The following is a 12,328-nucleotide window of genomic DNA, read 5'->3' on the forward strand; positions in this document are numbered from 1 at the left end:
TCTTGCCTGTATCGTATATACTGCATTACCATTTAAAAAACTTTGCTAAAACCGTTGACGTTTTATGAAATACATGTTATATTTATATACGTCGGTTGAACACGACGCATTACATGCCGGTGTGGCGGAATTGGCAGACGCGCACGACTCAAAATCGTGTTCCTTCTGGAGTGCCGGTTCGACCCCGGCCACCGGTATACAAAGGCTTCTACAATATGTAGAAGCCTTTTTTGTTGTGTGAAAATATCCTCCAAGGCTTGTGAAAACATGATACCTGCTGATTGTATAAATCCGCTTTTTTCAAAGATACTAACAAGAAGTTCTTTGAAAGAGGTGTTTTTTATGGAAGGGACTTGGGCTTGTCTTATCCCATTTATTCTGGTCATTCCCATTTCAATCATTACAAAGCAAGTGCAGTCCGGTCTGTTTGTCGGTTTGCTGGTCGGAAGCTATCTTTTGCATCCCAGCTTGCTTGGCGGGATTGAGCATATGGTTCAATATGTAATCAGCAACATTGTCGTCACCAATAATATTAGAATCATTGTGTTTCTATATTCATTTGCCGGCCTTGTAGGGATTATAAAGCTGACCGGCGGGATAAAAGGATTCGTCCATTTGATCAGTAAAAAAGTTAAAACCAAAAAAGGTGCGATGCTGCTTGCATGGCTGTCGACATTTGGCACGTTCAGTGAACCGGACTTTCGCATCGTCACAATTGCACCGATCATGAAAGCTTTAAGCAAGCGTCTGGACCTGTCGAAACAGAAAATTGCGTATGCCATTGAGTTTACGGCAAACCCTGTCATTGCCTTGATTCCGATAGCAACGGCATTTGTCGGCTACATGGTTTCCATTATCGGACAGGCCCTCAAAACGTCAGGAATAGATCAGCCGGCTTACACGGTGTATGTGAAAAGTATTCCCTTCAATTTTTTCTCCATTGTGATTATAGTAGTCGGAATTTATTACTGCTTTTTTAAGAAACAAAAAGCGGACGAAAGCTTAGAAAAAACAGAAAAGAGCGGACAAACTTCTGCTCGCAAACATAACAAAAATACGGAACCGATTCCGCGGAACAGGGGTGTGTTGCTTTCAAAAGGATCAGGTTCATTCAACATGGAAACAGGGACGATCTCAGATATTCACGGTGGGCATACGGGAATGTTCGAAAGTGATGAGCATGCTGACCAGCAGGAGGAGCTGGATTCGGCGCACCGTGCTTATATTAACGAAACACCGATTCGGCCTTGGAATTTAATCATTCCGATCGGGCTGTTTTTGCTATTAACACTCTTTCTCAGCTGGTGGGACGGCCATTCAAAAGCACAAGGGTTTTTGAATGCTTTTATCAAAAGCGATATGCTTGGCGTCATGTTAACCGCATTATTGGCAGCGGTTATTGCAGCATTTGCTCTTTTTATGTTTCAGCGTTTTCATGCAGGCGAGCTTGTTACCCATTTTATTAAGGGCGGAAACGAATTGGTCAACGTTATTATTATGTTATCGCTGATTTGGGCCGTAACAGCAGTATCTGAAGACCTTGGATTCTCGAAATATGTTACTTCTCATTTAACGTCATGGATCCCTCATATGTTTATTGCGCCGTCTCTTTTTATACTGGGGGCTGTTATATCCTATTTTATCGGGTCATCCTGGGGGACTTGGGGGCTATTAATGCCGCTCGGCGTAACGCTGGCGGTTCAGTCACATACCAGCTTATTATTAGCGATCGGGGCCGTGTTTGCGAGCGGAACATTTGGAGCGTTTGCTTCTCCTCTCAGTGATAATACGGTGACAACCTGTACGGTGTTGGGGATCGATGTTGTGAAGTATGCCCGTTCGAAGCTTGTTCCAGCGCTTATCGCCGCGGGGATCTCCGTTGTGTTATACGGTGCGTTTTCATTTTTCAGATAACAAATACTTTTTAAAGGCGGTATCCGAAATTGGGATAACGCCTTTTTATGAGCTGTTATACTAGAGGAAAAAAGAGGTGATGACATTGAAGCAGATTATTGCAATGGGCGGCGGGGGCTTTTCCATGGAGCCGGATCATCTTGTGCTGGATCAGTATATTTTAGAGCAGTCGGCGCGGTCAAAGCCGAAAATTTGTTTTTTGCCGACGGCAAGCGGAGATTCGGAGAATTATATCGGCAGGTTTTATCAGGCCTTTCAAAAGCTGCGGTGTGAGCCGGATCACTTGTCGCTGTTTAAACCGCCGGGTTCTGATCTCAGATCCTTTCTCATGAAGAAAGATATTATATATGTCGGCGGCGGAAATACGCGCAATATGCTTGTCTTATGGAAAGAGTGGGGGCTTGACCTTATTCTTCGTGAGGCTTGGGAAAACGGCATCATGTTGGCGGGTCTCAGCGCCGGGGCGATTTGCTGGTATGAAGAAGGATTGACGGATTCAGCTGGAGATTTGAGAGAGTTAAGAGCTTTAGGATTTTTGCCGGGAAGCTTTTGTCCGCACTATGACGGAGAAGCGGAGCGCCGGCCGGTGTATCACCGTCTGATTTCAGAAAAGAAACTCAGGGAGGGCTATGCCGCTGATGACGGCGCTGCGCTTCATTATAAAGACGGTCAGCTGTTCCGGGCTGTCTCTTCCCGGGAAACCGCAAAGGGTTATCGGGTTTTTAATACCGAAAAAGGCGTTCGGGAAACAGAGCTTATGACCGTACCGTTATCTGAATTTTGATAATATGCTTTTTTTTGTACACAACTTATGTTACGATGAGAGCGAAATCAATAGTTACTGGGGGTGCCCGTCTGAGCGGGCTGAGAGAGAAGCGGCGGCTTCTTAACCCTTTGGACCTGATCTGGTTCGTACCAGCGTGGGGAAGTAAAGGTTTTATTATTGTTGATGAAAACAATAATAGTTTCTTTCTGACTGCAAAACCGGGTTCTTCTTTGAACCCGGTTTTTTTGTGCTGGTGCTGAGCTTGGTTCTGTTATTCAAATGATAAAGGAGAGATTTGTATGCAAAATCAATCAGTACAGCAAGCGAACATTTCCATTATGTCGAGTTTTTCCGGCAGTAAAAAGGTTTATGCAGAAGGTTCTTCGCCCGATATACGAGTGCCGATGCGGGAAATCAGCCTGAGTGCGACTACGGGGGCATTCGGGGAAGAGGAGAATGCGCCGGTCCGTGTTTATGATACGAGCGGGCCGTATACAGACCCGGATGTACAGATTGATATTCATGAAGGGCTGGGGGCGCTCCGCACAAAGTGGATTACCGGGCGCGGAGATGTAGAAGAATATAATGGACGGATCGTGAAGCCTGAAGACAACGGTTATAAAAAAGAAGATCATGCTGCCGAATACCCCGGCCTACAGCGGAAACCGCTTCGGGCCAAGCCAGGGAAAAATGTAACACAATTGCATTATGCGAGAAAAGGCATCATTACGCCGGAAATGGAGTTTATCGCAATACGTGAGCATGTGTCTCCCGAATTTGTCAGGGAAGAGGTGGCGAGCGGACGGGCGATTATTCCTTCTAACGTCAACCACCCGGAAAGCGAGCCGATGATTATCGGCCGGAATTTTCATGTGAAAATTAATGCCAATATCGGCAACTCGGCTGTTACATCTTCTATCGAAGAAGAAGTCGAAAAAATGACGTGGGCGATTCGCTGGGGCGCCGATACGATGATGGACTTATCCACGGGAAAAGACATTCATACGACGCGTGAATGGATTATCCGCAACTGCCCCGTGCCTGTGGGGACGGTGCCGATTTATCAGGCGCTTGAAAAAGTTAATGGCATTGCCGAGGATTTAACGTGGGACATTTATCGTGACACATTGATTGAGCAGGCGGAGCAGGGTGTGGATTATTTTACCATACATGCCGGCGTATTGCTTCGTTACGTCCCGTTAACGGCCAAACGCACGACAGGAATCGTATCCCGCGGCGGGGCGATTATGGCGCAATGGTGCCTGGCTCATCATCAGGAAAGCTTTCTGTACACGCATTTTGAAGAAATTTGTGAAATCATGAAGACCTATGATATCGCTTTTTCACTTGGTGACGGGCTTCGCCCCGGTTCGATTGCGGATGCCAATGATGAAGCGCAGTTTGCGGAATTGGAGACTCTCGGAGAATTGACGGAGATTGCGTGGAAGCACGATGTGCAAGTGATGATCGAAGGACCGGGTCATGTGCCGATGCATAAAATTAAGGAAAACATGGACAAGCAGCTGGAAATTTGTAAAGAGGCGCCTTTTTACACGCTCGGGCCATTAACGACGGATATCGCTCCGGGTTATGACCACATTACTTCAGCAATCGGCGCGGCGATGATCGGCTGGTACGGGACGGCGATGCTTTGCTATGTCACGCCGAAGGAGCATTTGGGGCTGCCGAATCGTGATGATGTAAGAGAAGGCGTCATTACGTACAAAATCGCGGCACATGCCGCAGACCTTGCTAAAGGGCATCCGGGTGCACAGATCCGTGACGATGCTCTGTCTAAGGCGCGGTTTGAATTCCGGTGGCGTGATCAATTTCATTTGTCGCTTGATCCTGAAAGAGCAATGGAATATCATGATGAAACGCTGCCGGCTGAAGGCGCAAAAACGGCTCACTTCTGTTCGATGTGCGGTCCGAAGTTCTGCAGTATGAGAATTTCTCAGGATATTCGTGATTATGCGAAGGAAAACGGACTTACTGAAGACGAGGCCGTCAACGAAGGGCTGAAAGAAAAAGCAAAAGAGTTTGCAGAGAAGGGAAGCCGTTTATATCAATAAAAGAAAAGATGAAGATGGAGTTTGCCCATCTTCATCTTTTTTAGAAAAACGGTGAACGGCGAAGCGGCGGAATGCTCTGTTCAAAGCGGAATATATTTTCCGGATCGTATTTCGTTTTGACTTGACGGAGGCGGTGAACATTTTCTCCGTAATATGTTTGCAGCCAGTTTCTGATTTCTCTATCAGGCCAATTCACGTAATCTCCCATCGTTTCTCTTGATAGGGACGTTCTCAGTCCTTCGATCCAGCGGACATTTTGTCTTTCTTCTTCAGCAGATGTCCAAGTTGTAATATATTCTTGGGCAATGATTGCGTTGCGATAGTAGAATGCCGTTTGGTCCGGAGCGATCCGTCCGGCCGCCCCGCCGAGAGATTGCTGCCAGACACTGGCGTTTTCGTTCGGAGCGTGCTCTAAATAGCGCTTTAAAGTGGATATTGCGCGTGTTGATAATGGTTTTTCAATAAAGGATCCTGACCGCTTCATCTTTTGCGGCTGATTGCCTCCCGGGCTGTTAAAAAAGGCTGCCGCTTTAATAAATGGCACTGTCTTGACCATGCCGCTTGCCGGTTTTCCCGCTTTCATTAACGGAGCCAGCAGTTCTTTCAGCTCATCCTTTGTCCCGGTAAATTGACCGAGCGCTTCTATGCGGTTGACTTCCTTAGGCCAAAACTGAATTGATGAGGTAAGCCGGTTGTCTGTAAATGGAGCCCAGCGCTGCCATGTGTTAAATACTTCCTCAAAATCATCCCAGCCCCAAGTGACAGAAAAAACAGACACGCACGAGATCGGTACGGCTTTAAACATCATGGATGTGACAATGCCGAAGTTGCCTCCCCCTCCTCCCTGAGACGCCCAAAATAGATCAGAGTGCTTTGAACGGTTGACTGTGATCAAGTCAGCACCCGCTTTTTCGTCCGCTATGATCATTTCGAGCTGGAGGAGACGATCGCAAGTAAGTCCGGCTGTCCTTGTTAAATATCCGATTCCTCCCCCGAGCGTCAGCCCCGTGATTCCCACATTCGCAATGGTTCCCGCAGGAAGGGTCAAGCCGTACCGCCAGAGTGTCCGGTAGACTTCCCCCAATTCGGCTCCCGCTTCAATCGAGACCAGCCGCTTATCCTCATTTACTCTTATTTTCTTCATTTCACTGAGATCAATGACTAGTCCGTCATTTAACAGGGAAAAATTTTCGTAGCTGTGTCTTCCGCCTCTGATACGGAAAGGCACATTGTTCTCACGCGCCCATCTCACCGCATTGAGGGCGTCATGTTTGTTTTGACAAAACACAATGATGTCTGGATATCTTTGCAGGCTTAAATTGATATTGGTTCTCGCAGCATTATAGTCCGGGTCATCTTTTTTGACGATGCGACCGGTCAATGTTGTCTTTTCCACATTCTCACTCACTTTCACTTGTACTCTGCTATGTTTTCTAGCATATGCGGAAAAATGAGAGAGTGTATGAGGAAAACCCCCGGAAGGAAACGATATTTTAAATTGTAGTTGACAGGTAGGGATTATATGAATTAACATAATCATTACATATTTCCAAACGATGGCTGATCGGATCACCGAAGGCTCTTATCTTTTAAACAGATAAGGGCCTTTTTTGCGTGAAAGTCATTGAATGAAATGAAAAGCGGAGGGATGAAAAGTGGCGTTAAAAAAGGTACCACATGTGCGCAAAAAGAGCAAAAAACGAAAAAAGTACAGAAAACACACATTGAATTTCGAACTGCTTGTAGAGAAAAACAAACGGGAGATTATGAGAAATGAGGAACAGATGGAGCAGATTTATATAAAGATAGATGAAAAGCATGCGGGGGTTCGATAAAGATGAAGGAGAGAAAATGGAGGATAAAAACAACGGTACTCGCGCTGTCGGTATCCATCATGTTATCAGGGTGCGCGTTCGGGAGTGCCGGAGAAGAACCGTCATCTGCGGCGGATAAAAAGAAAGAAACACGTATTGCCCATGTCAAGACAAAGGAGTTTAAAGCTTCTCATCCGGTAATTGAGAAAAAAACGGTTTTATTGATAATAAACAGGAAAAACCTGCCGGGCAGACCGGCAGGTTTTTTGATGTTATTTTGGTGATGGCAGTCCGAGTCCTTCGGCAACGCGTCTGCCGTATTCAGGATCAGCTTTGTAGAAGTGGCCGATCTGGCGCAGCTTAATTTCTTCTTTTTCCACAGGTTTCATCGCACTGACGATATTGGCGACAAGGCGCGCGCGCTCTTCTTCGCTCATCAGGCGGTACAGGTCGCCGGCTTGTGTGTAATGATCATGATGATTATAGCTTACACTGTCAGCGAAACCTGATACAGGATATGCCGCCTGTTTATCTTCAGGTGACTCTTTCGGGCCGCCGAAGCTGTTAGGCTCGTAATAGACGGAGCGGCCGCCGTTATCATCAAAACGCATTTGTCCGTCACGCTGATAGTTTTTCACTTCATTGCGGGAACGGTTGATCGGCAGCGCCTGATGGTTCGCGCCGACACGGTAGCGATGCGCGTCATGGTATGCGAACAACCGGCCTTGAAGCATTTTGTCAGGTGAGACGTCGACGCCGGGGACTAATGTGCCGGGAGAGAACGTCGCCTGTTCTACTTCCGCAAAGTAATTTTCCGGATTGCGGTTCAGAACCATGCGGCCGACTTCGATCAGCGGATAATCTTTTTGAGACCATACTTTTGTGACGTCAAACGGATCAAAGCGATATGTGTTTGCGTCTTCTAACGGCATGATTTGAACATATAATTTCCATGCGGGGAAATCGCCGTTTTCAATCGCGTTGAACAAATCTTCCGTATGGTAATCGGGATTTTCGCCCGCGATTTTTGCGGCTGTATTAACATCAAGGTTTTTCACGCCTTGCTCTGTTTTAAAGTGATATTTGATCCAGACGCCTTCGCCTTTATCATTTGTCCATTTAAATGTATGGCTTCCGAATCCGTGCATATGGCGAAGAGTCGCCGGAATGCCCCGGTCTGACATCAGAATGGTGACCTGGTGCAGGGATTCCGGTGACAGAGACCAGAAATCCCAAACGGCCGTCGGGTTTTTCAGATGTGTTCTCGGATCTCTTTTTTGTGTATGGATAAAGTCAGGGAACTTGATGGCATCGCGGATGAAGAACACGGGTGTATTGTTTCCGACGATGTCGTAGTTTCCTTCTTCTGTATAAAACTTAACGGCAAATCCGCGCGGGTCGCGCACTGTGTCACTAGAGCCCAGTTCGCCCGCAACGGTTGAGAAACGGATGAAGAGCGGCGTGCGTTTACCGACTTCTGACAGAAATGCGGCTTTCGTATATTTTGTAACGTCATTTGTGACTTCAAAATAACCGTGTGCGCCCGCGCCTTTTGCGTGAACGACACGCTCGGGAACGCGTTCTCTGTTAAAGTGCGCCAATTTCTCAAGCAGATGGACGTCTTGTATTAAAGCAGGACCGCGATCGCCGGCCGTCATTGAGTTTTGGTTATCTCCGACAGGAGCGCCCCAGCTGGTTGTCAATTTATTTGAACTCATGTGATCACCTCTTTAGATTTATAAAAACATAATATCACCTATCATTAAAAAGTCAATGTTATTTTATAATGATTATAAAATAATTATTTTTATTATCGAAAAAAGGGTTTGGATTTGAAAACCTACTTGACTGACGGGAATAATGGGTTTAAGATGAGAAAAAATAGAAACCGCTGACTTGGACACAAGAGGCTCTTATTCTTCACTGGATAAGGGCCTTTTTTTATTGTCAGGCGGTAAGGGAGGCGGCGATTGTATGCTTTTCCGGCAGCATTTTAAACCTGTCGATATTCACGGTCATCTGCCGTACAGCCTTTATTTCGGCAAAAACGATAAGACATTTTCCGATTATAACCGGGAGCGGTCAGATAGAATGAATCTGACTTGGGATTTTCCTGATCCGCATGATGTTGAGGGCGATGACGGCAAAATCGCTTTGATGACAAGATGGGAGAATGAATTAGATAAGTACGGCATTGACGTGCTGAATTTTTTAACAGCAGAGAGCAATGACCGGATGGCGGCGTTTATTCAAGCCAATCCCGCGAGATTTACCGGATTTGCATATCATCCTTTGGAGCGGGAGGATGCGTATGAAGAGCTGAAAAGAGCGGTAGAAGAGCTCGGTCTGAAAGGATATAAACTGTTCGGGCCGCTGACAGACATCGATTTTCATGATCCGTCGCTGAAAAAGCTGTGGACGTATCTGGCTGACAAAAGGCTGCCTGTATTAATTCACTTCGGGCTTTTAGGAAGAGCGGGGGGCATTGTCAGCCATCGCAACATCAACCCGCTCTCCATCTGTCGCGTCGCGAGAGAGTATGCTGATATACCGTTCATCATTCCGCATTTCGGCGCCGGATATTATCAGGAACTGCTGCAGCTGTGCTGGAGCTGCCCGAATGTGTATATTGACACGTCCGGCTCAAATCAGTGGATGAGGTGGATGCCGTACCCGCTTGATTTGGAAATTCTGTTTCGGAAGACATCTGAATTAATCGGTGCTGAACGGATCATCTTCGGGACGGATTCGAACGGATTTCCGAGAGGATATGTATACAGATATCTTCAGGAGCAGGTGAGGACCTGCCGGGAAATCAATATGCGGGAAGAAGATATAGAGAACATTTTCGGCAACAACGCGCGGACATTATTGAAAATCGCCCGCCAAGAAAAGGAAGTAAATACGTGATACAGCCGATGCGCTCTCTGGCAGGGTTATGCCGGAGGGCGTATTTTAATCCTTATAAAAAACAGTTGACAAGTCGGAATAATTTGAATTAACATGATATTCAAATTTAAAAACAAACGGGTTGCCGATCGGACCGCCGAAGGCTCCCATCTCTGCAAGCAATCGGAGATGGGGGCCTTTTTGTTTTTCGATCGCACGCGGCAGAAAGAGAGGGGAAGACAGATGGCTGTAACCATCAGCATACAAGAAAAAGCTTTTGAGCATGAAGGCCGGAAAACGCCGGTGCTGAATGATATTGAGCTGTCAATTGCATCGGGAGAATTTTTGACTGTCATCGGGCCGAGCGGATGCGGCAAAAGCACGCTTTTAAAATTGATTGCCGGTCTTGATACCGATTATAAAGGCTCTGTCACAATAAACGGCCGCAATGTATCGGGACCGGGCATCCGGCAGGGATTTATCTTTCAGGAGCACCGGCTGTTTCCCTGGCTGACGGTAAAACAAAACATCGCTGCCGATCTCAATATGAACGACCCGGCCATTCGGAAAAAAGTGGATGATCTGATTGAGGTTGTCAGGCTGCAGGGAGCGGAGAACGCTTATCCGCGCGAATTATCCGGCGGCATGTCGCAGCGGGTTGCCATCGCCAGAGCCCTTTTGCGCGAGCCGGAGGTGCTGCTTTTAGATGAACCGTTCGGGGCGCTTGACGCTTTTACGAGAAAACATTTGCAGGAAGTGCTGCTTGATATATGGCGCGAGAAAAAAACGACGATGATTCTGGTCACGCATGATATTGATGAATCCGTCTATTTAGGCGATAAGCTGGCGATCCTCAGGGCAAAGCCCGGCCGGCTGCACAGCCTGATGCCGATTCAGCTTCCGCATCCGCGCAATCGGACGTCAGCGGATTTTCAGGCCGTCCGGCAGAAGGTGCTTTCTGAGTTTGAGAAAACGGAAGACCTCCGGTTTGCGGATGGGTCCGGGATATAGAAGGGACGAAGCGAAGTGAAAAAAATCATCATTCTTTTAGCCGCAGCAGTCATGATGTCAGCCGGATGCAGTGCAGACAGGACAGGAGGGAGCGGGAAAACGGTGAAAGAAATCCGGATCGGCATCCAGCAGAGTTTAAGCCCGCTTCTCATTGCCAAGGAAAAAGGCTGGTTTGAAGAGGCCTTCAAAAAAGACGGAATAAAAGTAAAATGGGTCGAATTCCAAAGCGGTCCTCCGCAGTTTGAAGGTCTTGCCGCCGATAAGCTTGATTTTTCCCAGGTCGGCAATTCACCGGTCATTTCCGGTCAGGCGGCTGGAATTGATTTTAAAGAGATCGGGCTGTCTCAGGACGGGTTAAAGGCAAATGGCATTCTCGTAAACAAGGGCAGCGGGATTCAGAGCCTGAAAGAATTGAAAGGTAAAAAAATCGCTGTAGCCAAAGGCAGCAGCGGCTTTGATTTTCTCTATAAAGCTTTAGATAAAGCGGGGCTTTCCGCCGATGACGTCACCATCATCCAGCTTCAGCCTGATGAGGCGGTTTCCGCTTTTGAAAACAAATCAGTTGACGCATGGTCCATTTGGGAGCCGTATTTGTCAATTGAAACGCTGCAGCACGGGGCGGAAATATTGGCGAACGGAGAAAGCACAGATTTATATTCTCCCGGTTTCACGTTAGTCAGAACGGGATTTTCCAAAGAACACCCGGATGAGGTTGTCCGATTTCTGAAAGTGTTCAATAAAGCAGTTGCATGGCAAAAGGAACACAAAGATGAAGCTGTCTCCTTATATGCGAAAATCAAACATCTTGATCCGAAAGTCGTCAGAAACGTGCTTAACAATACTGAGCCTCTCAATGAACCGATCAATGATGATATTGTCAAAGCCCAGCAGGAAACCGCTGATTTTCAATATCAAACAAAAGCGATTCATAAGAAAATTCAAGTAAAAGACGTTGTCGACAATTCATTTATTAAAAAAGCGCTTGAAACGGGGGATGGCAAGTAATGAAAGCAGAAGCATCAACGGCTGCCGGCGCAATAAGCCAATCAGAAAAGAAAGCTCTGGCAACTTCCCGGAAGTATTCATACCAATGGATGAAAGGGATTGTACTCCCGGCTGCGGTCATCGCAGTATGGCAGGTTATCGCAAGTCTGGGCATCGTCTCGACAACGGTGCTCCCGTCACCTGTCGTCATCTTGCAGACGTTTCAGGAACTTCTTCTTTCAGGTGAACTGTGGGGTCATTTAGAGATCAGTTTATACAGGGCGGCTGCCGGATTTCTGCTTGGCGCGGGCCTCGGACTTGTTTTCGGGCTGCTGGTCGGTTTCTCAAAGCGGACGGAAGCATATCTAGATCCGTCTCTGCAAATGCTCAGAACGGTTCCGCACTTGGCCGTGACTCCTCTGTTTATTTTGTGGTTCGGGTTTGATGAGACATCAAAAATTCTGCTGATCGCATTAGGGGCTTTTTTCCCCGTGTACATTAATACGTTTCTCGGAATCCGCAGTGTGGACGCGAAGCTGTTTGACGTCGCACGGGTGCTGGAATTTAACTGGTATCAGCAGATGACGAAATTAATTCTTCCGGCATCTCTGCCGAATATCCTGCTCGGCATCAGGCTCTCTCTGGGCATTGCGTGGCTCGGTCTCGTGGTGGCGGAACTGATGGGATCGAGCGAGGGCGTCGGTTATATGATTATGGATGCCAGACAATTTTCACAGACAAATAAGGTGTTTGTCGGCATTATCATTTTTGCGGCTGTCGGCAAGCTGACAGATGCATTGGTCAGAATGCTCGAACGGAAACTATTAAAATGGCGGAACAGTTATGAAGGGTAACCTATTAAAAAAGGAGAGATTCAT

At 47.0% G+C, this 12,328-nt stretch carries 10 protein-coding genes, 1 tRNA gene, 1 pseudogene and 1 riboswitch; of the genes and pseudogenes, 10 read left to right on the forward strand and 2 right to left on the reverse strand.

From position 1 onward, the window contains the following. Nucleotides 1–115: 115 nt before the first annotated feature. From ACKTRM_RS04560 to thiC, 4 genes are all read left to right on the forward strand, one after another. Nucleotides 116–197, forward strand: a tRNA-Leu gene (locus tag ACKTRM_RS04560). Between the two features lie 145 nt (nt 198–342). Further along, nucleotides 343–1,914, forward strand: coding sequence for a Na+/H+ antiporter NhaC family protein (locus ACKTRM_RS04565; protein WP_012117128.1), 1,572 nt, complete (start codon nt 343–345; stop codon nt 1,912–1,914). 85 nt (nt 1,915–1,999) lie between these two features. Further along, nucleotides 2,000–2,698: a peptidase E gene (locus ACKTRM_RS04570; protein WP_012117129.1), complete on the forward strand. Its 699-nt coding sequence runs from the start codon at nt 2,000–2,002 to the stop codon at nt 2,696–2,698. Between the two features lie 49 nt (nt 2,699–2,747). Beyond that, nucleotides 2,748–2,858: riboswitch (TPP riboswitch) on the forward strand. Nucleotides 2,859–2,979: 121 nt separating this feature from the next. Further along, a complete protein-coding gene (gene thiC, locus ACKTRM_RS04575) occupies nt 2,980–4,752 on the forward strand; it encodes a phosphomethylpyrimidine synthase ThiC (protein ID WP_012117130.1) in 1,773 nt (590 codons plus the stop codon). Between the two features lie 40 nt (nt 4,753–4,792). Here the strand turns inward: thiC and ACKTRM_RS04580 are convergent, their stop codons facing one another. After that, nucleotides 4,793–6,148, reverse strand: a complete 1,356-nt coding sequence (locus tag ACKTRM_RS04580) for an FAD-binding oxidoreductase (protein ID WP_025284453.1) — start codon at nt 6,146–6,148, stop codon at nt 4,793–4,795. A 259-nt stretch (nt 6,149–6,407) separates the two neighbouring features. Between ACKTRM_RS04580 and ACKTRM_RS04585 the strand changes: the two genes are divergently transcribed. Further along, the gene (locus tag ACKTRM_RS04585; protein ID WP_012117132.1) at nt 6,408–6,587 is read left to right on the forward strand and encodes an FbpB family small basic protein; all 180 of its coding nucleotides are present in this window, start codon (nt 6,408–6,410) and stop codon (nt 6,585–6,587) included. A gap of 2 nt (nt 6,588–6,589) precedes the next feature. Continuing rightward, nucleotides 6,590–6,763: pseudogene (locus tag ACKTRM_RS04590) on the forward strand (ABC transporter substrate-binding protein); the annotation flags it as partial. 75 nt (nt 6,764–6,838) lie between these two features. On the opposite strand, the gene katA reads toward ACKTRM_RS04590, so the two are convergent. Next, nucleotides 6,839–8,284, reverse strand: coding sequence for a catalase KatA (katA, locus tag ACKTRM_RS04595; RefSeq protein ID WP_003155420.1), 1,446 nt, complete (start codon nt 8,282–8,284; stop codon nt 6,839–6,841). A 256-nt stretch (nt 8,285–8,540) separates the two neighbouring features. Here katA and ACKTRM_RS04600 point away from each other — a divergent pair, with 256 nt between their 5' ends. The 4 genes from ACKTRM_RS04600 (at nt 8,541) to ACKTRM_RS04615 (ending at nt 12,304) form a co-directional block, all read left to right on the forward strand. Next, nucleotides 8,541–9,476, forward strand: coding sequence for an amidohydrolase family protein (locus ACKTRM_RS04600; protein WP_012117133.1), 936 nt, complete (start codon nt 8,541–8,543; stop codon nt 9,474–9,476). Between the two features lie 222 nt (nt 9,477–9,698). Next, nucleotides 9,699–10,466: an ABC transporter ATP-binding protein gene (locus ACKTRM_RS04605; RefSeq protein WP_023356795.1), complete on the forward strand. Its 768-nt coding sequence runs from the start codon at nt 9,699–9,701 to the stop codon at nt 10,464–10,466. A gap of 15 nt (nt 10,467–10,481) precedes the next feature. Next, the gene (locus ACKTRM_RS04610; RefSeq protein WP_012117135.1) at nt 10,482–11,471 is read left to right on the forward strand and encodes an aliphatic sulfonate ABC transporter substrate-binding protein; all 990 of its coding nucleotides are present in this window, start codon (nt 10,482–10,484) and stop codon (nt 11,469–11,471) included. Next, on the forward strand, nt 11,471–12,304 hold the full coding sequence (locus ACKTRM_RS04615) for an ABC transporter permease (RefSeq protein WP_012117136.1): 834 nt from the start codon (nt 11,471–11,473) through the stop codon (nt 12,302–12,304). Before ACKTRM_RS04610 ends, ACKTRM_RS04615 begins: the two co-directional genes overlap by 1 nt. Nucleotides 12,305–12,328: the final 24 nt, after the last annotated feature.

Origin of the sequence: Bacillus sp. D7-8, assembly GCF_052055895.1 — a bacterium.
Lineage (GTDB): Bacteria > Bacillota > Bacilli > Bacillales > Bacillaceae > Bacillus > Bacillus velezensis.

Coding starts and splice junctions, on each gene's coding strand:
- ACKTRM_RS04565 (WP_012117128.1), top strand. CDS start 343: ATGGAAGGGACTTGGGCTTGTCTTATCCCATTTATTCTGGTCATTCCC.
- thiC (WP_012117130.1), top strand. CDS start 2,980: ATGCAAAATCAATCAGTACAGCAAGCGAACATTTCCATTATGTCGAGT.
- katA (WP_003155420.1), bottom strand. CDS start 8,284: ATGAGTTCAAATAAATTGACAACCAGCTGGGGCGCTCCTGTCGGAGAT.
- ACKTRM_RS04600 (WP_012117133.1), top strand. CDS start 8,541: ATGCTTTTCCGGCAGCATTTTAAACCTGTCGATATTCACGGTCATCTG.
- ACKTRM_RS04605 (WP_023356795.1), top strand. CDS start 9,699: ATGGCTGTAACCATCAGCATACAAGAAAAAGCTTTTGAGCATGAAGGC.
- ACKTRM_RS04615 (WP_012117136.1), top strand. CDS start 11,471: ATGAAAGCAGAAGCATCAACGGCTGCCGGCGCAATAAGCCAATCAGAA.